Genomic DNA, 20440 nt, shown 5'->3' on the forward strand with positions numbered 1-20440 from the left:
ATGCAGACCGTTTCCCTCACCCTGAGGATCTGGCGCCAGGCCGGTCCCGATCAGCCCGGCGGCTTCGAGGTCCATGGGCTGGAGGGGGTCTCCACCGACCTCTCCCTGCTCGAAGCCCTCGACCTGCTCAACGAACGGCTGATCGCCGCAGGGGCCCGGCCGGTGGGCTTCGAGCACGACTGCCGCGAGGGCATCTGCGGGTCCTGCGGCTTTCTCGTCAACGGCCAGGCCCAGGGACCCCAGCGGGCGACCAGCGTCTGCCAGCTCTACCTGCGCCAGTTCCGCGACGGCGCCGTGCTGACGCTGGAGCCCTTCCGCGCCCGGGCCTTTCCCGTCCTGCAGGACCTGGCCGTGGACCGTTCCGCCTTCGACCGGATCATCGCCAGCGGCGGCTACTGCTCGATCAACACCGGCAGTGCGCCGGAGGCCAACGCCCTGCTGATCGGCCGGGAGCAGGCGGCCCAGGCCTTCGACACCGCCGCCTGCATCGGCTGCGGCGCCTGCGTGGCCAGCTGCCGCAACGCCTCCGCCAGCCTGTTCGTGGCCGCCAAGCTGGCGCACCTGGGCCAGCTGCCCCAGGGCCAGCCGGAGCGGCGGCAGCGCGCCCGGGCCATGCAGGACCAGATGGTCAGCGAGGGCTTCGGCAGCTGCAGCAGCCACCTGGAATGCGAGGCCGCCTGCCCCAAGCAGATCTCCGCCGACTGGATCAGCTGGATGCACCGCGAGTCCTGGCGCCGCCCCTGAGGCCTCAGGGGCCGACCGCACCGCAGTGCCGGGCGATCACCCCTTCCTCATCGGCGGGGATCCGCAGCAGCTCGAAGGGCGCCAGCCAGGCCAGCGCCGCCTCCAGCTCCTCCCCAAGGGCCCGGTCGTGTTCACCGATGCCGCCGGTGAGGGCGATCACGTCGACCCCGCCCAGGCTGGCGGCCATGGCCCCGATGCCCTGCAGCAGCTGGTGGCGGAACACCGCGATCGCCAGCTCGGCGCCGGCGTGGCCTGCGGCGGCGGCCTGGCGCAGGTCCTTCATGCTGGCGCTCAGCCCCGAGAGGCCCAGCAGGCCGCTCTCCTGCTGCAGCCCGTGGTCGAGTTCCTCGGCCGTGACGCCCCGGCGCAGCTGGTGCAGCAGCAGGCCGGGATCGATGGAGCCGCTGCGGGTGGCCATCACCAGCCCCTCCAGGGGCGTGTAGCCCATGGTGGTGGCGATGCTGCGGCCCCCCCGGATGGCGCAGAGGGAGCAGCCGGCGCCGAGGTGGCAGCTGATCAGCCGCAGCTCCTCGCCGCGGTGCTCGCTTTCGGTGCGGCGGGCCACGGTTTCGGCCACGTGCTGGTGGTTGAGGCCGTGGAAGCCGAAGCGCCGCAGGCCCTCGGCGCGCCAGCGGGCCGGAATCGCGTAGGTGCGGGCCGCCTCCGGCAGGGTGCCGTGGAAGGCCGTGTCGAAGCAGGCCCACTGGGTGATCCCGGGTTGCCAGCGGCTCAGCCAGCGCATCACCCGCAGGGCCGGACCGTTGTGCAGCGGCGCCAGGGGCACCAGCTCCTCCAGAACCGCGAGCACGGCGGCATCGAGCCGGACGGGGGCCGTGAACCGCTCGCCGCCGTGGACGACCCGGTGGCCGGCGACGGACAGCCCGGTGACCCGGCCGGCGAGGGCCCCGGGCAGCCAGGCGTCCAGCACCGCCTCCAGCCGCTCCTCGGGAGCCGTCCCTTCCGCGGCGCCGACGCTCCAGCTGCGCTGGTCCCGCCAGAGGCAGTCCCCTGTGCGGGTGTGCACGGAGACCTTGAGGCTGGAGCTGCCGGCGTTCAGCACCAGCACCTCCCCAGCCACCTCGCCGGCCAGCGTCGCCGGCTCCGTCATCCCTGCGCGGCCGCCGGGGGCGTCCAGCGCCAGTCGGTCACCTCCGGGGCATCGGTGCCGTGGGTGTGGGCATAGGCCCGGTTGGAGAGGATCGCGTCCTGCATCCGCTCCTTGACGTGGGCGGCGCGGGAGCGCAGGAAGGGCACCCGGTTGACGACGTCGATGACCAGATTGAAGCGATCGATCTGGTTGTTCATCGCCAGTTCGAGGGGCGTGTTGATGTTGCCCTTCTCCTTGTAGCCGCGCACGTGGATGTTGGCGTGGTTGGTGCGGCGGTAGGTGAGGCGGTGGATCAGCCAGGGGTAGCCGTGGAAGTTGAAGATCACCGGCCGGTCGGTGGTGAACAGGGTGTCGAAGTCCCGGTCACTGAGGCCGTGGGGGTGTTCGTTCGGCTCGGTGAGGGCGAACAGCTTGACCACGTTGATCACCCGGATCCGCAGGCTGGGGATCTCCCGGTGCAGGATCTCCACCGCCGCCAGCGTCTCCTTGGTGGGGATGTCGCCGGCGCAGGCCATCACCACATCCGGCTCATCGGGGGTGGCGCCGCAGTCGTCGTTGCTGGCCCAGCCGACGATGCTCACCCCCTTGGCCACATGGCGCCGGGCCTGTTCCAGGTTGAAGTACTGCAGGTGCTTCTGCTTGTCGGAGACGATGATGTTGCAGACGTTCGTTTCCTGCAGGGCCTCCTCCGCCACCGCCAGCAGGCAGTTGGCATCGGCCGGCAGGTACACCCGCACCACGTCACCGCTCTTGTTGCCCGCCAGGTCGATGAAGCCGGGATCCTGGTGGGTGAAGCCGTTGTGGTCCTGCCGCCACACCGTGGAGGAGATCAGGCAGTTCCAGGGGCCGATCGGGGCCCGCCAGGTGGCATGCAGCAGGCAGGATTCCAACCATTTGGCGTGCTGGTTGAACATCGAGGCGATCACATGGGCGAAGGCCTCGTAGGTGTGGAAGAACCCGTAGCGCCCGGTGAGCAGGTAGCCCTCCATCATTCCCACCAGGGTGTGCTCGCTGAGCATCTCCACCACCCGTCCGCTGCGGGCCAGTTCACTGCCGTTGAGGTCTTCAGGGAGGAATTCCTCCATCCATACCTTCTTGCTCACCTCATAGATGGCCTGCAGGCGGTTGGAGGCGGTTTCGTCAGGGCCGAACACCCGCATCGACACGGGGTTCGACTGGATGATGTCGCGCAGCAGTTCGCCGAGCGGGAAGGTGTTCTCCTCCTCCGTGGTGCCGGGGGCCGCCACCTCCACCGCGTAGTCCTCGAGGGGGGGGAACTGCAGCTTGCGGCGCAGCAGGCCGCCGTTGGCGTGGGGGTTGGAGCCCATCCGCCGGTGTCCCTGCGGGGAGAGCGCCTGCAGGTCAGGCCGCAGGGTGCCGTGCTCGTCGAACAGCTCCTCGGGCCGGTAACTCTTGAGCCACTCCTCCAGCAGCTGCAGCTGCTCGGGATCGGTGTTCGGCGCCGCCAGGGGCACCTGGTGGGAGCGCCAGAATCCCTCCAGCTTCTTGCCGTGCAGGGAGGCCGGTCCGGTCCAGCCCTTGGGCGAGCGCAGCACGATCATCGGCCAGGCGGGGCGGACGGCCTCGCCGCTGGCGCGGGCCTCGGCGCGGATCTGCAGGATGCGCCCGACCGCCTGGTCCATGGCGGCGGCCATGGCCCGGTGCATGGCCATCGGCTCGTGGCCTTCGACGAAGATCGGCTCCCAGCCGTAGCCGCGCATCAGGCTGGCCAGCTCCTCGTGGGGGATGCGGGCCAGCAGGGTGGGGTTGGCGATCTTGTAGCCGTTGAGGTGCAGCACCGGCAGCACCGCCCCGTCGCCGATCGGGTTGAGGAACTTGTTGATGTGCCAGGAGGTGGCCAGGGGGCCGGTCTCGGCCTCGCCATCGCCCACGCAGGCCAGGGCGATCAGGTCGGGGTTGTCGAACACCGCCCCGCAGGCATGCGAGAGCACGTAGCCGAGTTCGCCGCCCTCGTGGATCGACCCGGGGGTTTCCGGGGTGCAGTGGCTGCCGATGTGGCCAGGGAAGGAGAACTGCTTGAAGAAGCGGCGCATCCCCTCGGTGTCCTGGCTCTTGTCCGGGTACACCTCGCTGTAGCTGCCGTCGAGGTAAGTGGGGCCGAGCACCCCGGGGGCGCCGTGCCCCGGCCCCGACAGGTAGATCATGTCGACGTCGTGGCGGCGGATCACCCGGTTGGCATGGGCCCAGAGGAAGGCCTGGCCGGGGGAGGAGCCCCAGTGCCCCAGCAGCCGGGCCTTGACGTGCTCATGGCGCAGCGGTTGGGCCAGCAGCGGGTTGTCCCGCAGATAGATCATCCCGACGGCCAGATAGTTGGCGGCGCGCCACCAGGCATCGATCAGGGACAGCTCCTGCTCCAGATCCGGCGTCATGGCGGGGGCCTCGAAGGGGGCCATCGTCGAGATGGTCATGGCCGTCACATGCGGGGGGCTGTGACCTCAACTTTCGCCTGCCGGCGCAGAAAAGCAGGTGATTCGCCGAACGAGCCGGGCGAGGGTCAGCAATCCGACATGGACCCTCTTCAAGGCACCGGTGCCAGGGGAGCGTTCCAGCACTTCACGGCCGGCAGACCCCGGTAATCAGAGAGCACCGTGAGGGTGGCGGTGTCGAGCAGGAAATGGGCCCCGTGGCTGGGCGTCAGACCGATCCAGCGGGCCACGAACACCCGCAGCAGATGGCCGTGGGCGACCAGGGCCACCCGGCCGCCCTCCTGCCGCAGCCGGCCGATCACCCGGTCGACCCGTTCCCCCACCTGGGCGGGACTCTCCCCGTCGGGACAGCCATCCCGGAACACCATCCAGCCCGGCCGATCCCGCTCGATTTCCGTGCTCGTCAGACCTTCGTAGGCCCCGTAATTCCACTCGACCAGATCGGGCTCGAGGCAGGCCTGAGCAGCCAGCCCCGCCAGTTCGCAGGTGCGCCGCGCCCGCTGCAGGGGGCTGGACAGCACCAGGGAGAACGGGCTTCCCGCCAGCAGCGGTGCGAGGCCGCGGGCCGCCTCCTCCCCGCGCGGGGTGAGCGGGATGTCGGTGTTGCCGGTGTGCTGGCCCGAGAGGCTCCATGCCGTTTCGCCGTGACGGATCAGGACCACCTCAACGGGGCCGGTGGGGGTGGCGGTTGGGCCGTTCTGAATCGTTGTCACGGAAGGGCTCTCGGGGGATGACGTCGTGACACTCACTTAAGCTCGGTGCTCCGGCCGGAGTGGTGATGGGGGTGGCCGCAGCGGACGCCCGAACGTCCGCCGGGAGGCTACCCGTCGCTGTCGTGCCCCCGCCATCTTGAGCCTCCCCGCCACGCCCCCCTCCCCCTCCGACGGCCCGGCCCGGGCCCAGTGCCCCTATTGCGGCGTCGGCTGCGGTCTGGAGATGAAGCCCCCCGCGCCGGCCACCGAAGGAGGCGCGGCGATCTGGACGGCCCGCGGCGACCGCCACCACCCCTCCTCCCTGGGGCAGGTCTGCGTCAAGGGGGCCACCGTGGGCGAGACCCTGCACCGCAACCGCCTCACCACCCCGCTCTACCGGCCGCGCACCGACCAGCCCTTCGAGCCGATCAGCTGGGACCGGGCCTTCGACCTGATCGAGGCCCAGGTGCGCCGCACCCTGGCCGAGCAGGGACCCGACGGGATCGCGATCTACGGCTCCGGGCAGTTCCTCACCGAGGACTACTACGTCGCCAACAAGCTCATCAAGGGGGCGCTGGGCAGCAACAACTTCGATGCCAACTCGCGCCTTTGCATGAGTTCGGCCGTGTCCGGCTACGTGCGCAGCTTCGGCAGCGACGGTCCCCCCTGCTGCTACGACGATCTCGATCAGGCCGACACGGTGCTGCTGATCGGCACCAACACGGCCGAGTGCCATCCGGTGCTGTTCCAGCGGCTGTTGAAGCGCAAGCGCAAGCAGAAGCAGGACCTGCAGATCGTGGTGGTGGATCCCCGCGCCACCGCCACCAGCGACGCGGCCGACCTGCACCTGGCGATTCGGCCCGGCACCGACCTGGCGCTGCTGCATGGCCTCGGCCATCTGCTGCTGGAGCAGGGGGCGGTGGATCGGGCCTACGTGGCGGCGTCCACCGAGGGCTTCGAGGCGCTCGCGGAGCTCTGGGCGGGCTGGACGCCCGAGAAGGTGAGCCTGTTCTGCGGCATCGAGGAGCAGCAGCTGCGCCAGCTGGCGGCCCGCTGGGCGGCCAGCACGGGCGTGGTGAGCCTCTGGTCGATGGGGGTGAACCAGAGCGTGGAGGGCACCGCCACCGTGGCGGGGATCATCAACCTGCACCTGGTGAGCGGCCAGATCGGCAGACCCGGGGCGGGGCCCTTCTCCCTCACCGGCCAGCCCAATGCCATGGGGGGCCGGGAGGCCGGGGGGCTGGCCGGGCTGCTGCCGGGCTACCGCTCCGTCACCGACGCCGGCCACCGCGCCACGATCGAGCAGCACTGGGGCCTGGCGCCGGGGAGCATCGCGCCGGCTTCGGGCCTCACCGTGTGGGAGCAGATCGAGGCGATGGAGCGGGGGGCCCTGGGGCTCTGGTGGGTGGCGGCCACCAATCCGCTGGTGAGCCTCCCCTGGCTCGATCGGGTGCGGGCCGCCGTGGCCCGCTGCCCGCTGGTGGTGCTCAGCGAGGCCTACGCCGGCACCGAAACCGCCGCCATCGCCCACCTGGTGCTGCCGGCGGCGCAGTGGAGCGAAAAGGCCGGGGTGATGACCAATTCCGAGCGCCGCGTCACCCTGTGCCCGGCCTTCCGTGCGCCTCCGGGGGAGGCCCGTCCCGACTGGGCGATCTTCGCCGAACTGGGGCGGCGCCTGGGTTTCGAGGAGCAGTTCCGCTATGGCTCTTCGGCCGAGGTGTTCGCCGAGTTCGTGGCGATCACCGCGGGCCGGGTGTGCGATCTGAGCGGCCTCAGCCACGGGCTGCTGCAGGAGCACGGTCCCCAGCAATGGCCCTTCCCCGCCGGCACGGCGCCCGGCGGCGGTGCCCCGCGTCTGCACACCACCGGCCGCTTCCCCACCCCCTCCGGCCGGGCCCGGTTGATCAGCGAGCAGCCGATGGGCCTGGGGGAACCCCCCGATGGCGACTACCCCCTGGTGCTTACCGTGGGCCGCTATCTGGAGCAGTGGCACACCATGACCCGCACGGGCCAGGTCGAGCGGTTGCTGCGGCCCCATGCCGAGCCGCTGCTGGAGGTCCATCCCGCCGACGCCCGGGCCCACGGACTGGTCGATGGTGGCCGGGCGCAGGTGATCTCCCGGCGGGCTGGCGTGACGGCCCGGGTGCTCGTCACCGACCGCATCCGCCAGGGCACGGTGTTCCTGCCGATGCACTGGGGGGCGGCCCAGACGCAGGCCTGCGAGGCCAACCGGCTGATGCATGCCCTGGGCTGCCCGATCTCCCAGCAGCCGGAGCTCAAGGCCGCGGCGGTGACGCTGCAACCGGTGGCGGTTTCTTCGACACAGGCGCCCGCCGACGCTTCAGCCGATCGGCCCCCAGCCAGCCCCTGAGTCGGCGACCAGCGGCTCCACCAGCCCGGGCGCCAACCGCAGGTCACCGGCCGGGCCACGGCAGGTTTCGATCAGCCGGGCGCGGCGGAGAAGGGAAAACTGCTGGGTCACCGTCACCCGCGTGTGGCCGATCAGATCGGCGATCTGGGCGTGGGTGAGCTGGAGCGGCAGCACGTACCAGTCCTTCTGACGCCGGCCGATGCGTTCGGCGAGCAGCCGCAGCAGGGCCGTGAGCCGTAGCTCGGCCGTGGTCAGACGGCGGATCAGCAGCAGATCCACGGCCCAGTCGTTGAGGCTGTGCTGCCCGGGCTGGGGCGCTTCCACGCCGCATTCGCTCAGCTGCACCGGCGTGATGGCCTCCAGGTGCATGGTGGCCCGCCGCTGAAACTCCAGCGGCAGCTGGTCGCCGGCCTGCAGGAATCCCAGGGTGATGGGCTGGCTGTCGGTGGAGGACAACGACACCTTCAGCAGCCCCCGTTCGATCAGGAAACAGCGCACGCCACCCTGACGGTCAGGTTCCAGCAACAGGGTGTGGCCTTCGGCGATCGTCACCCAGTCAGGGTGTGGCGGCCTCACTGGTCGTCGTGGGCGAAACGGCGGTAGAGGAAGTCCAGGGCGTGGTTCCGGTAGTCGTAGTACTCCGGCATCTCCATCAGCTGGGCCCGCTGGCGGGGACGGGGGAAGGGCAGTTCGAGGATCTCGCCGATCGTCGCCGCCGGGCCGTTGGTCATCATCACCACCCGGTCGGCGAGGAACAGGGCCTCATCGATGGAGTGGGTGATCATCAGCACGGTCACCCGGTGCTCCTGCCAGATCTTCAGCAGCTCCTCCTGCAGCTCCTCCTTGGTGATCGGATCGAGGGCGCCGAAGGGTTCATCGAGGATCAGCACCTTGGGCTGCAAAGCCAGGGCCCGGGCGATCGAGACCCGCTGCTTCATCCCTCCTGAGAGGCTGCCCGGCTTCTTGTCGGCGGCCTCACTCAGCCCCACCATGGCCAGGTGGCTCTCCACGATCCGGCTGGCGTCGCCGTTGCGTTTGAGGTGGGGGAACACGTTGTTCACCGCCAGGGCCACGTTCTCGGCGGCCGACATCCAGGGCAGCAGCGAATAGTTCTGGAACACCACCATCCGGTCCGGTCCCGGTTCCCGTATCGGCACCGACTCCAGTCGCACCTCGCCGCTGGTGGGCTGGCCGAAGCCGGAGACCAGATCCAGCAGGGTGGATTTACCGCATCCGGAATGGCCGATGACGCAGATGAACTCCCCTTCGGTCACCTCCAGGCTGATGTTGTCCAGCACGGTGTAGGGCCCGTTGGGGGTGGGGTACACCTTGCTGACCCCGTCGATCACCAGGAACGGTTCGGCGGCGCCGGTGGTGGTGGGCTGGGGCGTCGTCAGGGTCTGCATCTGGGCGAAGGAGCGGAAAGGAAGGGGAGGGCGTGGGGTCAGCGGCCGGCCGGGGCGGGCACCGGGGCGTCCGCACTCCGGGCGGGCGGCGGTGGCAGGGGTGCCGGGGCCACGGTCACCTGGCCCTTGATGGGCAGGCGGTCGAGGTAGCTGAGGGGATCGAGCGGGTCGAGGCGATCGCTTTCGAACGCCGCCGCCACCGCTGACGGGGGGCGCTCCGCGGCAGGCAGCCCCAGGGCGGCGGCCGCGCTCCGGAACAGGGCCCGATCCTGCACGCGCTCGGCCACCTCCTGCCAGTTGCTGGGGAAGCTGGTCAGGCCCCAGCGGCCCAGCTGGCTCAGGATCCAGACCGCCTCCGCCGGGTTGGGCTCGTTGACCTCGGGGCCGAAGAAGCGGTTGAAGGAGGGCATGGCGGTGGGGGCGCCGGTGCCGCGGTCGTAGGCATCGACGAGGCCCGGCCGGATCGTCGCCACATCGGTGCCCACGTACGGACCCTGGGACAGCAGCTCGGCCAGTTCGTCGCGGTGGGCAGGGTCTTCGCAGTAGCGGCAGGCCTCCAGCAGCGCCAGCACCAGGGCCCGGTGGGTGCGGGGGTAGGCGGTCGCCCAGGCCTCCTTCACCCCCAGCACCTTCTCGCCGTGGCCGTTCCAGAGCTCCACATCGGTGGCGATCACCGTGCCGAGACCCTCCAGGACGGCGCGGGAGTTCCAGGGTTCGCCGACGCAGTAGCCATCGATGGTGCCCGCCTTGAGGGCCGCCACCATCTGGGGCGGCGGGATCACCAGCAGTTCCACGTCGCGCTCGGGGTGGATCCCCGCCGAGGCCAGCCAGGCCCGCAGCATCAGGTTGTGCATCGAGGCCGGATGCACGACGGCAAGCACCGGCCTGGACTCCGGGTGGGCGGCGATCCAGGCCTTGAAGTCGTCCAGGGTGTTCACCCCGGCCTCATGGAAGCGGCGGTGCAGGGTGATGGCATTGCCGTTGCAGCTGAGGGTGAGGGCACTCACCATTGCCAGGGGCGGCTGGCCGCCGCAGCCGAGGGTCATGGCGATCGGCATCCCCGCCACCATCAGCGCCCCGTCGAGCACGCCCTGGCGCACGTGGGTCTCGAGGGTTTTCCAGTTGCTTTCGCGCCGCAGCCGCACCTGGGTGAGGCCGTGTCTGGCGAAGAAGCCCTTCTCCTGGGCCACCACCAGCGGCAGGCAGTCGGTGAGGGGAATAAAGCCCAGCTCCAGGTTCACCTTCTCGAGGCCGTCGGCGGCGACCGGCTCGGCGGGCTTGAGCCGCTGCTGCCGGGCCCGGCGCTGGTCCGTCAGAAAGTTGACGATCTCGGCGCGCAGCCCGTAGTAGCGGGGGTGCTCCACCGTGCCCAGCTGGGTGCGGGGCCGGGGCAGGGGCACCTCGAGAACCTGGTCGATGTGGGCCTCGGGGCCGTTGGTCATCAGCACCACCCGGTCGGAGAGCAGCAGGGCTTCGTCGACGTCGTGGGTGACCATCAGGGCGGTGACCTTCGCCTCCTGGCAGATCCGCATCAGCTGCTCCTGCAGGTTGCCCCGGGTGAGGGCGTCGAGGGCGCCGAAGGGCTCATCGAGGAGCAGCAGCTTCGGCCGCAGGGCCAGGGCGCGGGCGATGGCGACCCGCTGCTTCATGCCGCCGGAGATCTCCCGGGGGTACTTGTCGGCGGCGGCCTTCAGGCCCACCAGCTGGATGTGGTGCTCGATGATCGCCTCCCGCTCCCGGCGGTCGCTGGCGGCGATCACGTTGTCGACGCCCAGGGCGATGTTCTGGCGCACCGTGAGCCAGGGGAGCAGCGAGTAGTTCTGGAATACCACCATCCGATCCGGGCCTGGATCGGTGACCTGCCGGCCGTTCATCAGGATGCCGCCCTGGGTGGCGCTGGTGAGGCCGGCCAGGAGGTTCAGCAGGGTGGACTTGCCGCAGCCGGAGTGGCCGACGAGGGAGATGAATTCGCCTTCGGCGATATCGAGAAAGATGTCCCTCAGGGCCACGTATTCACCCCCGCCGGGCAGGGGGAAGGCCTGGGTGACGTGGTCGACGGTGAACAGGGCGGCCATGGTCAGGCGGCTCCCTTGCTGAGCTTGCGGCCGACGAAGGCCACCAGGCGATCGAGCAGCAGACCGACGATGCCCACATAGATGATGGCCAGCACAATCTCGCTGGAGCTGCCATCGCCCCCAGAGTTGTAGGCATCCCAGATGAAATAGCCAATGCCGCCATCGGCCTTGAGCATCTCGGCGGCCACGATCGCCAGCCAGGCCAGTCCCACGGCGATCCGCAGTCCCGCGAACACGAAGGGCACCGTCGCCGGGATGACGATGTCTTTGATGTAGGCGCTTTTTCGCAGCTTCAGCACCCGGGCCACGTTGATGTAGTCCTCGGGAATCTGACGAATGCCCACGGCCGTGTTGATGATGATGGGCCAGATCGCCGTGATGAAGATGACGAACACGGCCGAGACGGCGGAGTCCTGAAACACCATGAGGGCGATCGGGAACCAAGCCAGGGGCGGCACGGTGCGCAGCACCTGGATCACGGGATCAAAGCCCTTGCCGAGGAAGCGGCTCATCCCCAGGAGGCCGCCGATGGTGATCCCCACCACGGCGGCCAGCCCATAGCCCATGGCCACCCGCTGCAGCGAGATCAGGATCTGCCAGGCCAGGCCCTTGCTGGTGCCGCCATCATCGAAGAAGGGATGGATGATGTAAGGGTCCCAGGTGTCGGCGACGACATTGATGGGCCCTGGCAGGCGGGCAACCCCCAGGATCAGGGACACCAGCTGCCACACCACCAGAAAGGCGCCGATGCAGATCACATAGGGGGACACCCAGGAGACCCAGATCGGCGTGATCCTTCTGGACCGGTTGTGGGGTGCTGCTGCGCTGAGGGCCATGGGGGAACGGTGGGAACGGGCTGGAGGAACAAGGGAAGGGGCGTCTTCCGTGTCAGGACATGGCCTTGATCTTGAGGGCGTCCAGGTAGGCCTTCGGATTCTCCGGATCGAAGACGACACCGTCGAAGAAGGTTTCCTTGCCGCGGGAATCACTGGCGGGAATCGCCTTCTCCTGCCCGATCGCCTTGGCCGCCTCCTTCCAGAGATCGGCCCGGTTCACCTGGTTCACAAGGGCGTCGATGTCAGTGCTGGCGGGGAGATAGCCCCAGCGCATGTCTTCAACGACGAACCACTGGTCGTGGCTCTTGAACGGGAAGGAGGCGTTCTCGCTCCAGAAGCGCATGCGATACGGGCTGTCGGTCACGACGCGGCCGTCGCCGTAGTCGAAGTTGCCGGCCAGCCGTGGCTTGATGTCGGCCACCGAGGCCTTGAAGTACTTGTCCTTCGAGGTGATCTCGCAGAGCTCGTCGAGGTTGGCGGGGTCTTCGCACCACATCTGGGCTTCCAGGACCGCCTTCAGCAGGGCCTGGGTGGCCTTGGGGTTCTTCTCTACCCAGTCGGCACGCATCGAGAAGGATTTCTCGGGGTGGAACTTCCAGAGTTCCCCGGTGACGGCGGCGGTGTAGCCGAGCTTCTTGTTGACCAGGCGCTGGTTCCAGGGCTCGCCGACGCAGAAGGTGTCCATGGTGCCGGTCTGCATGTTCGCCACCATCTGGGGCGGGGGGACCACCACCAGGTCGGCGTCCTTGTTGGGGTCGATGCCGTTCGCCGAAAGCCAGTAGCGCATCCAGAGGTCGTGGGTGCCGCCGGGGAAGGTGACGGCCGCCTTGAACTTCCTGCCGGTCTTGGCCGTGGACGCCACGGCGTCGGCGAGGCCGGCCTTGTTGTCGATGGTGAGCTTGTTGGCCAGGAAATCCTTCGAGACCGAGATTCCCTGGCCCTGTGTATTCAACCGGGCCAGGGTGGCCATCGGCAGCGGCTGCTGGCTCTTGGTGATCTTGCCCGCCGCCAGCATCAGGGGCATCGGCGTGAGGATGTGGGCGCCATCAATGCCGCCGCCGCCGCCGCCCAGTTCCAGGTTGTCGCGGGTGACGGCCCAGGAGGTCTGCTTCATCACCTTCACATCGGGCATGCCGTGCTTGGCGAAGAAGCCCTTCTCCTTGGCGATGATCAGCGGGGCGGCATCGGTGAGGGCGATGAAGCCGAGGGTCACCCCGGGAACTTCAGGCGCATCGGCGCCACCTCCGGCCGGGGCCGGGGTGGGGGCGGCCGCTTCCTTGGTGCCGCCACAGGCACTCAGCCAGATGGCACCGGCCGTGGTGCCGGCGGCGGTGATCAGAAACTTGCGACGGGAAAGATTCGACATGGAGCCGGAGGGGGAGCCAGGGGGGACCGGAGGGACGCACCAGCAGGTGCATGGGTTCTCAGGACGGGCTCCACAACGAAGCGCACCGTGCTGGCGAAGATTGGGTTGGCTGGCGCGCATGCTGACCAGACATGAATCAAGAGACCACGGCGACAGCCCTTACCAGGGTCGCGACGGTTACCGATTCGGATTTTCGAGCGGTCGGTTCAGCCTTCCGGTGCGGCCAGCTGGCGGCGCAGCCGCTCGCCGCTGCGGGCTACGAGCAGGGCCGTCGCCTGGGCGAGGGCGTCCTCGAGCCGTTCGAACCGGCCGGCGAACCAGAGGTAGGCCGCCACGTTCCAGCGCAGCGCCGGCACCAGGGCCCCTTCGCCGCAGAGGGCCGCCAGGGCCTCGGTCCGCCAGGCTTCCAGGCCCTGCCACGGCACCTCCGCGCTGGTGATGCCGTGGTCGCGGGGGTGGAGCAGGATCCGCTCGGTGGTTCCGTGGCGCACCCGGGCGGTGATGCCGGCGCGGGAGGTGGGCAGGTCGGTGGAGCCCTCCAGCCCCTTCACCGTCAGCAGGTCGGTCTCGCCGCAGTCCTGCAGGGCCTGCCAGGCGCGGGTCTCGGTGGGGGGATGGACGAAGCCGCTGACCAGCAGGTGCTCCCCCCGGTGCGGCGTCCAGAGCAGCTCCAGGCTCGCCACCGGCGGCCGTTTGCCGATGGCGTCCCGCACCGGCACCAGCCGCTCCGCCCAGACGAAATGGTCGGGCTGGTGGGTGAGGGCCAGGCCGTGGCGATCAAGGCGCCGCTGCACCGCTGCGAGCGACAGGCCGGTGGAAGGGATGCCGATCGCCTCGAACAGTTCCGCCAGGGTGACGCCGAACTTCACCGGCATCGGATCGCCGCCGTGCAGCACCACCGGCACCGCGTCGCTGGCCAGCACCAGGGCCACCAGGGGCAGCAGGGGGGCGGTGCGGCTGCGGCCGTCGTAGGGCACGCCGAAGCAGAGCGGCCGCCGGCCGGGGGTTTCCAGCACCGGCCCGCAGCGCCGGTAGCTGTCGAGCATGCCGGAGAGCTCGGTGGGATGGGGACGGCGGATCCGGTGGGCGATCAGGAAGGCCCCCATCTGGGCGTCCGCGACCCGACCCTGGAGCATCAGGTCCATGGCCTCGGCGGCCTCCCGGCGATCCAGGCCGGTGCTGGTGTGCTCGCCGCTGCCCACCTTGCCGATCAGCTCGCGGAACCGGGCCCGCTCGGGGCCGAGCGCCTGCAGGCGCACCTGGCGCCGATCGTCGGCACCGTTCCGGGGCTCCGCCGTCCCCCCTGGGGAAGCGTCAGGTGCGGGCCTGGCCGGTTCTGGTAACAGTGACGACATGGGTGGACGGTTCCATGCCGGAAACTAAACCCTTCCGGATCGGTGGGTTCGCGCAGCTTTCCCCGGCGCTCCCCGACACAACGATCCTTCCGGACGACGCAGCTCTCATCGGCGTCCCGGGTTCCCGTCTCGCCGGACCGGCTTGAGACGCGCTCCCTGAAGCACCCCCCGAGGCACCCCCGAGGCTCCGCTTCCGCCCACCTGCCTGGCAGGAATCCGCCGCATGGCTGGCCATGCGTACCGCCGTTTTCGCATGAACAGCACCGATACCAGCACCGATACCAGCGTCGCCACCGACACGTCCGCCCCGCTCCCGGCGGAGCTCAGCAAGGTGGAACGGGCCAAGGCGGAGCTCTGCGGCCTCGACCTGGCCCCGCAGCTGGCGGAGCTGGCCGCGGCGGGCTGGGAGTCCCTCGACGAGGCCACCCTGACGATCCGCCTCAAGTGGCTGGGGATCTTCTTCCGTCCCGTCACCCCCGGTCGCTTCATGGTGCGGCTGCGGCTGCCCAACGGGGTCATCCGTGCTGAACAGCTGGAGCTGCTGGCCGACGCCGTCGACCGCTGCGGCGAGCACGGCAGCGCCGACATCACCACCCGCCAGAACCTGCAGCTGCGGGGTCTGCTGCTGGAGGACATGGCGCCCCTGCTGGCGGCGATGGAGCAGGTGGGCCTCACCAGCCGCCAGTCGGGCCACGACAACCCCCGCAACATCACCGGCAACCCCCTGGCCGGCCTCGATCCCGAGGAACTGATCGACACCCGGCCGCTGGTGGACGCGATCCAGGCCCGGCTGCTGGCCGATGGCGGCCCCCGCAACCTGCCGCGCAAGTTCAACGTGGCCGTCGGCGGCGCCCCCGACAGCTTCCTGCTCCACAACGACCTGGCCTTCCTGCCGGCACCCCATCCCCAGGAGCCGGCCGGGCCGCTCGGCTTCACGGTGATGGTGGGCGGCTTCTTCTCGGCCCAGCGCAACGAACTGGCGGTTCCCCTCGGCCTGTGGCTGCGGCCCGACCAGCTGCCCGACTTCACCCTGGCCCTGCTGCGGCACTACGACGCCCACGGCAACCGGACCCAGCGCAACAAAAGCCGGCTGATGTATCTGGTCGATGGGCTGGGGCTGGAGGCCTACCGCGATGCCGTGGTGGCGGCCTATCGGCAGCTGGCCGGATCGGCGGCGACGGCTCCGCTGCCCCACGACGGCCGCCATCTGGTGGTGCGGCCCCCCCGCGACGGGCTGGGACTCCAGGCCCAGAAGCAGGCGGGCCTCCACTGGGCAGGTCTGCATGTGCCGATGGGGCGCCTCGACGCCGCCTCCATGCTGGAGCTGGCCCGCCTGGCCCGCACCTACGGCAGCGGTGAGCTGCGCCTCACCGAGGCCCAGAACGTGCTGATCGTCAATGTGCCCACCGACCAACTCGCGGCGCTGGAGGCCGAACCGCTGCTGGAACGGTTCCGCCTGGAGCCCGGCGCCCTGCAGGCCGAAGCGGTGAGCTGCACGGGCAGCCGCTACTGCAGCTTTGCCCTGATCCCCACCAAGCGCACCGCCCAGGCGGTGATCGACGAACTGGAGCGGCGGCTGGAGCTGCCCGAGGCCGTGCGCAGCCACTGGACCGGCTGCCCCAACGCCTGCGGCCAGCCCTACATGGGCCAGATCGGCCTGATGGGGGCCAAGGCCCGCCAGGACGGCCAGATGGTGGAGGCGGCGAAGATCTTCCTGGGGGGCCGCCTGGATCAGGACCCGCAGCTGGCCGAGCTGCACGAGAAGGCGGTGCCCCTCTCCGAGCTCCCGGATGTGCTCGAAGGGTTGCTGGTGGAACGCTTCGGTGCCCGGCGGCGGACCGCGCCGTGAGCGCCCCGTGACGGCCGCTCGCGCCTCCTGGGAGCCCCTGGCGCTGCCGGCCGGCGGCAGCCCCGAGCGCTGGCCCTGGCTGCAAGGCCTGCGGCGGGCCCGGGACCTCGACCTGGAGCCCTGGCTGCAGGCGGTGGAGGCGGGATCGCTGCGGCCCGCCCCTGACCTGCTCGCCGCCCTGGCCGAGCGGCTCGATGGCCCGGCGGCGGCACGGCTGCTGGCCTGGTGGCTGGCCCAGCCCGCCGCCGACCCCGCCCTGCTGGCCGTGATCGGCCGCCACCGCGATCCCCGCTGCCGCACCCTGCTGCGGCAGGCCCTGGCAGCGTCCGCCGCCTCCCCCGCCGACGGCTCGGCAGCGGCGGCACGGGCCGCGCTCCTGCTGCCCCTGCTGGGCCATCAGCGCCACCCGGACGATTTCCCGCTGCTGCGGGAGCGGGCGCTGGCGCCCTTGCCGCTGCAGCAGCGCCGGGCCGCCCTGGAGGGCCTGGCCGTGGGGCTCGGGGTCTGGCCGCCGCTTCCCCTGCGGCAGGCGCTCGGCGCCCTGGTGGGGGATCTGGACCCCGCCCTGGCCGCCACGGCCGTGGATCTGCTGGCCCGCCTGCCCGGGGGAGGGCAGGACCTGGCCGCCCTGGATCGCCGCCGCCTGGACCCGGAGCTGGCGCGGCGGGTGGAGCGGCGCCTGGCGGCCGGGCGATCATGAGCGCACCCCAGCGCGCTTGAGGCGAGGCCGATGTTCCGTCACCTGCTGGTGCCCACCGATGGCTCCGATCTCTCCGATGGCACGATCCGGCGGGCGGTGAGCTTCGCCCGCGAGGCGGGGGCCTCCATCACCTTCCTGCACGTGCTCGCCAACCTGGCGATGCCGCCCCAGGGCTCCCTCTATGGCGATCCGGTGCTGCTCGATCCGGCCGTGGTGGAGCAGTTCACCCAGGCGGAGCGGTCCTATGCCGACGAGCTGCTGGGGCGGGCCAGGGCCCTGGCGGAGGAGGCCGGGGTCCCCTGCGACACCGCCATCGGTGAGCATCCGGTCGTCTACGAGGCGATCATCGACGCCGCCACCCGCCACGGCTGCGACCTGATCTTCATGGCCTCCCATGGCCGCCGCGGCCTCGCCGGGCTGCTGCTGGGCAGCGAGACCCAGCGGGTGCTGACCCACACCGAGTTGCCGGTGCTGGTGTTCCGGCGCCCCGGGCCCGCCGCCGGCAACGGTCAGGAGTCGCCCTCGGCCCCGGCCGCGCCGGCCTCCTGAAGGCGCCAGCGGCGCACCACCTCGGCCACGTCCAGGCCGTCGAGGTCGACCTGGGCATTGAGGCGCTGCATGGTGGCGGCGGGGATCCGGCCGGCCAGCGCCTCGATCACCGGCACCAGCTCCGGGCGCCGCCGCATGGTGGCCGCGTTGAACACGGGCACCGCGTCGTAGGGGGGGAAGTAGTGGCGGTCGTCCCGCAGCTGCTGCAGGTCCAGGGCGGGGATCAGGCCGTTGGTGGTGTCGCCGGCGATCAGGTCGACGCGCCCCTCGGCCAGGGCGCGGTAGGTGAGGCCCAGATCCATGGCCTCGGGCGGCTGGGCGAAGCGCAGCCCGTAACGCTGGGCCAGGCCGGCGAAGCCGTCGGGGCGGTTGAGGAACTCGTAGCCGAAGCCCGCCCGCCAGCCCGGGGTGTGGGGGGCCGCCTCGCTGATCGTGGCGATCCCCAGCCGCCGGGCCTCGGATCGGCGCACCAGGATCGCGAAGCTGTTCTCGAAGCCCAGGGAGGGGAACACGGTGAGCCCGAAGCGCTCGCCATAGAGCCGGCGCGTCTCCTCGAACACCTCCCGCGCCGGATCGGGCGTGTCCGGCGGCGGAGGGGGCTGGCTAAGAAGCGTGGTCCAGGCGGTGCCGGTGTACTCCACATAGCCGTCGATGCGGCCGCTGCGCACGGCGGCGTGGATCAGGCCGGTGCCCCCCAGGCCGAAGTCCCGCTTCACGTTCAACGGGGTGGCGGCCTCGATCTGCTGGGCCAGCAGTTCCCCCAGGATCAGCTGCTCGGTGAAGCTCTTGCTGCCGATCCGCACCGTGCCGGCGCCGGCGGGCGGCAGCAGCTTCAGCGTCAGCACGGCCCCCAGGGCCAGGCCCGCCAGGCCCCAGGCGAGCCGCAGCAGCCGTCGCCGCCCGCCGCTGGGACCCTTGGCACGGGGCTGGGCCAGCCGCCGTTCCAGCCACCCCAGGCCGCCGTCGGCGAGCAGGGCGATGGCGGCGGCCGGCAGGGCCCCGGCCAGGATCAGGCCGTTGTTCACCGTGGCGATGCCCCGGAAGATGAACACCCCCAGGCCACCGGCGCCGATGGCGGCGGCGATCGTGGCCACCCCCACGCCGATCACCGTGGCCACCCGCAGGCCGGCCATCAGGGTGGGCAGGGCCAGGGGCAGCTCCACGTGCAGCAGCACCTGACGCTCGCTGAGGCCGAGGGCATGGCCGGCCTGCTTCAGCCCCGGAGGTACCTGGGCCAGGCCGGTGACCAGGCCCCGCAGCAGGGGCAGCAGGGCGTAGAGGGTGAGCGCCACGATCGCCGGGGTAGTGCCGATCCCCCCCAGCAGCGGCACGGTGAGCAGCAGGCCGAAGATCGCCAGGCTCGGCACCGTCTGGACGGTGCTGGCCACCGCCAGGACGGGCCCGGCCCAGCGGGGCCGGCGGCTGATCCACAGGCCCAGCGGCAGGCTGATGGCCAGGGCCAGGCCGATGGCGGTGCCCACCAGCAGCAGGTGCTCGCCGCTGCGCTGCAGGATCTCCCCCGCCAGGGCGCCGTCCCACCAGGCCGGCGGCCACCGCGAGGTCATGGGGCTTCGGCCGGCGTCAGGGCCCGGGTGGCCTGGAACACCGGCACGCTGACGCCGATCAGCAGCAGGGCCCAGCCGCTGTTGGCGGTGTCGTTGAGCAGGGCGCCCACCAGAAAGGCGATCGACCCCACCAACACGATGGCGGTGCTCCACGGGTGGCCCCAGGCCTTGAACGGCCGTGGCCGCTCCGGCTCCCGGTGGCGCAGCACGAACAGGCAGACGATCCCCACCAGGTAGAGGCTCACGTAGAGGAACGCGGCCAGCCCGAGCAGGATCGTGAAGTCGCCGCAGAGCACCAGCAGGGCCGAGGCCAGGCTGGTGAGCACCAGGGCCACGGTGGGGGTGCCGCCCCTGTTCACCCGGTCGACCAGGGGGCTGAACAGCCTGTCCCGGCTGAGGCCGTAGAGGATGCGCGGCGCGCCCATGATCGAGGCGTTGATCAGGCCCGCCAGGGACAGCAGCGCCAGCACGGTGATCGCCTGGCCGCCGAAGGCGCCGAACAGCAGGGCGGCCGCGTCCGCCACCGGCAGGCTGGAGACGGCGATCACCTTCAGGGGCAGCACCCGCAGCAGGGCCAGGTTGAACAGGGTGTAAATGGCGATCACGGCCAGCACACCGCCGATCAGGGAGCGGGGCAGGTCCTCCTGGGGTTCGCTGAACTCCTCGGAGAAATAAATGGGGCTGTGCCAGCCGTCGTAGGTGGTGACGATCGCCTGCAGGGAGAACACCAACGCCACCGCCATCCCCGTCCAGCCCGCCGGGGTGGCCAGGGCCGTGGCGGCGGTGGGGATCGCCGCGCTGGCGGCGGCGCGGCTGTCGGGGCCGCCCAGCAGGAAGCAGGCCACCACCACCGCCAGGAAGGCGATCGCCTTGGCCAGGCTCAGCAGCTTCTGGCTGCCGCTGCCGGCCTCCACCCCCAGCAGCTGGATGAGGGTGAACAGAGCCACCACCCCCAGCCCCACCAGCTTCCCGGGCAGCTCCAGGCCTGGCACCAGGAACAGCGCGTAGTCGCCGATGGTGACCGCCACCCAGGCGATGCCGGTGCAGTGGCCGATCCAGTCCATCCAGCCCACGGTGAAGCCGGCGGCATCGCCGAAGCAGCGCCGGGCGTAGACGTACCAGCCGCCGGCCAGGGGCAGGCTGGCCCCCAGCTCCGCCACGGCGATGGCGCCGAGCAGGGCGTAGAGGCCGCCGGCCAGCCAGGCCGCCACCACCCAGGGGCCGCTTCCCAGCTGGGCCGCCACCAGGCCAGGGGTGCGCAGGATGCCGGCGCCGATGGTGCCGCCCACGGCGCCGGCGATGCCGAAGGTCACCCCGAGCACGTTGAGCAGGCGGCCCGGGGTCTGGGCGGTCGCGGGCTGGTCCGGGACCACCGGA

Annotated in this window: 16 protein-coding genes; 5 read left to right on the forward strand and 11 right to left on the reverse strand. The window is 70.9% G+C overall.

What is annotated here, in order from left to right; all coding sequences use genetic code 11:
• Positions 1-744 carry a succinate dehydrogenase/fumarate reductase iron-sulfur subunit gene (locus H6G99_RS03735; RefSeq protein ID WP_190609972.1) on the forward strand — a complete coding sequence of 248 codons (744 nt, stop codon included), beginning with the start codon at positions 1-3 and terminating at the stop codon, positions 742-744.
• 4 nt (positions 745-748) lie between these two features.
• Here the strand turns inward: H6G99_RS03735 and H6G99_RS03740 are convergent, their stop codons facing one another.
• The 3 genes from H6G99_RS03740 to H6G99_RS03750 all read right to left on the reverse strand — a co-directional run bounded on the left by H6G99_RS03740 (position 749) and on the right by H6G99_RS03750 (position 5012).
• Complete coding sequence (locus tag H6G99_RS03740; protein WP_190609973.1) at positions 749-1852, reverse strand: acetate/propionate family kinase; 1104 nt, start codon at positions 1850-1852, stop codon at positions 749-751.
• The gene (locus H6G99_RS03745) at positions 1849-4281 is read right to left on the reverse strand and encodes a phosphoketolase family protein (RefSeq protein ID WP_190609975.1); all 2433 of its coding nucleotides are present in this window, start codon (positions 4279-4281) and stop codon (positions 1849-1851) included. The genes H6G99_RS03740 and H6G99_RS03745 overlap by 4 nt, the downstream gene beginning before the upstream one ends.
• A 110-nt stretch (positions 4282-4391) precedes the next feature.
• Positions 4392-5012, reverse strand: a complete 621-nt coding sequence (locus tag H6G99_RS03750; protein ID WP_190609976.1) for a histidine phosphatase family protein — start codon at positions 5010-5012, stop codon at positions 4392-4394.
• A 136-nt stretch (positions 5013-5148) separates the two neighbouring features.
• On the opposite strand from H6G99_RS03750, the gene H6G99_RS03755 reads away from it, so the two are divergent.
• Positions 5149-7362 carry a molybdopterin oxidoreductase family protein gene (locus tag H6G99_RS03755; protein WP_190609978.1) on the forward strand — a complete coding sequence of 738 codons (2214 nt, stop codon included), beginning with the start codon at positions 5149-5151 and terminating at the stop codon, positions 7360-7362.
• On the opposite strand, the gene H6G99_RS03760 is transcribed toward H6G99_RS03755, so the two are convergent.
• From H6G99_RS03760 to H6G99_RS03785, 6 genes are all read right to left on the reverse strand, one after another.
• A complete protein-coding gene (locus H6G99_RS03760; RefSeq protein ID WP_190609979.1) occupies positions 7333-7914 on the reverse strand; it encodes a Crp/Fnr family transcriptional regulator in 582 nt (193 codons plus the stop codon). The two genes, H6G99_RS03755 and H6G99_RS03760, sit on opposite strands and share 30 nt — an antisense overlap.
• 20 nt (positions 7915-7934) lie before the next feature.
• Positions 7935-8768: a nitrate ABC transporter ATP-binding protein gene (locus tag H6G99_RS03765; RefSeq protein ID WP_094586391.1), complete on the reverse strand. Its 834-nt coding sequence runs from the start codon at positions 8766-8768 to the stop codon at positions 7935-7937.
• Positions 8769-8806: 38 nt separating this feature from the next.
• On the reverse strand, positions 8807-10843 hold the full coding sequence (locus H6G99_RS03770) for an ABC transporter ATP-binding/substrate-binding protein (protein ID WP_190609981.1): 2037 nt from the start codon (positions 10841-10843) through the stop codon (positions 8807-8809).
• A 2-nt stretch (positions 10844-10845) separates the two neighbouring features.
• Positions 10846-11679 carry a nitrate ABC transporter permease gene (ntrB, locus tag H6G99_RS03775; protein ID WP_094586387.1) on the reverse strand — a complete coding sequence of 278 codons (834 nt, stop codon included), beginning with the start codon at positions 11677-11679 and terminating at the stop codon, positions 10846-10848.
• A 52-nt stretch (positions 11680-11731) separates the two neighbouring features.
• Complete coding sequence (locus H6G99_RS03780) at positions 11732-13045, reverse strand: CmpA/NrtA family ABC transporter substrate-binding protein (RefSeq protein WP_190609983.1); 1314 nt, start codon at positions 13043-13045, stop codon at positions 11732-11734.
• A 206-nt stretch (positions 13046-13251) separates the two neighbouring features.
• Entirely contained in the window at positions 13252-14304 is a 1053-nt protein-coding gene (locus H6G99_RS03785; protein WP_353617164.1) for an anthranilate phosphoribosyltransferase, read from the reverse strand.
• A 349-nt stretch (positions 14305-14653) separates the two neighbouring features.
• On the opposite strand from H6G99_RS03785, the gene H6G99_RS03790 reads away from it, so the two are divergent.
• From H6G99_RS03790 to H6G99_RS03800, 3 genes are read left to right on the forward strand one after another with little or no spacing between them, the layout of a single operon-like run.
• Complete coding sequence (locus tag H6G99_RS03790; protein WP_286190981.1) at positions 14654-16249, forward strand: ferredoxin--nitrite reductase; 1596 nt, start codon at positions 14654-14656, stop codon at positions 16247-16249.
• 7 nt (positions 16250-16256) lie between these two features.
• Positions 16257-16949: a hypothetical protein gene (locus H6G99_RS03795; RefSeq protein ID WP_190609988.1), complete on the forward strand. Its 693-nt coding sequence runs from the start codon at positions 16257-16259 to the stop codon at positions 16947-16949.
• 30 nt (positions 16950-16979) lie between these two features.
• The gene (locus H6G99_RS03800; protein ID WP_190609990.1) at positions 16980-17498 is read left to right on the forward strand and encodes a universal stress protein; all 519 of its coding nucleotides are present in this window, start codon (positions 16980-16982) and stop codon (positions 17496-17498) included.
• On the opposite strand, the gene H6G99_RS03805 is transcribed toward H6G99_RS03800, so the two are convergent.
• Together H6G99_RS03805 and H6G99_RS03810 are read right to left on the reverse strand one after the other, a co-directional pair.
• The gene (locus tag H6G99_RS03805; protein WP_190609992.1) at positions 17459-19063 is read right to left on the reverse strand and encodes a glycine betaine ABC transporter substrate-binding protein; all 1605 of its coding nucleotides are present in this window, start codon (positions 19061-19063) and stop codon (positions 17459-17461) included. The two genes, H6G99_RS03800 and H6G99_RS03805, sit on opposite strands and share 40 nt — an antisense overlap.
• Positions 19060-20436, reverse strand: coding sequence for an APC family permease (locus H6G99_RS03810; RefSeq protein ID WP_190609993.1), 1377 nt, complete (start codon positions 20434-20436; stop codon positions 19060-19062). The genes H6G99_RS03805 and H6G99_RS03810 overlap by 4 nt, the downstream gene beginning before the upstream one ends.
• Positions 20437-20440: the final 4 nt, after the last annotated feature.

Source organism: Synechococcus sp. FACHB-909 (assembly GCF_014698945.1).
Taxonomy (GTDB): Bacteria; Cyanobacteriota; Cyanobacteriia; order PCC-6307; family Cyanobiaceae; genus Cyanobium.

Bases quoted from the DNA above. Each gene is read 5' to 3' on its own strand.
- H6G99_RS03735 (WP_190609972.1), top strand. From the start codon at position 1: ATGCAGACCGTTTCCCTCACCCTGAGGATCTGGCGCCAGGCCGGTCCC.
- H6G99_RS03740 (WP_190609973.1), bottom strand. From the start codon at position 1,852: ATGACGGAGCCGGCGACGCTGGCCGGCGAGGTGGCTGGGGAGGTGCTG.
- H6G99_RS03745 (WP_190609975.1), bottom strand. From the start codon at position 4,281: ATGACCATCTCGACGATGGCCCCCTTCGAGGCCCCCGCCATGACGCCG.
- H6G99_RS03765 (WP_094586391.1), bottom strand. From the start codon at position 8,768: ATGCAGACCCTGACGACGCCCCAGCCCACCACCACCGGCGCCGCCGAA.
- H6G99_RS03770 (WP_190609981.1), bottom strand. From the start codon at position 10,843: ATGGCCGCCCTGTTCACCGTCGACCACGTCACCCAGGCCTTCCCCCTG.
- ntrB (WP_094586387.1), bottom strand. From the start codon at position 11,679: ATGGCCCTCAGCGCAGCAGCACCCCACAACCGGTCCAGAAGGATCACG.
- H6G99_RS03780 (WP_190609983.1), bottom strand. From the start codon at position 13,045: ATGTCGAATCTTTCCCGTCGCAAGTTTCTGATCACCGCCGCCGGCACC.
- H6G99_RS03790 (WP_286190981.1), top strand. From the start codon at position 14,654: ATGAACAGCACCGATACCAGCACCGATACCAGCGTCGCCACCGACACG.
- H6G99_RS03800 (WP_190609990.1), top strand. From the start codon at position 16,980: ATGTTCCGTCACCTGCTGGTGCCCACCGATGGCTCCGATCTCTCCGAT.
- H6G99_RS03805 (WP_190609992.1), bottom strand. From the start codon at position 19,063: ATGACCTCGCGGTGGCCGCCGGCCTGGTGGGACGGCGCCCTGGCGGGG.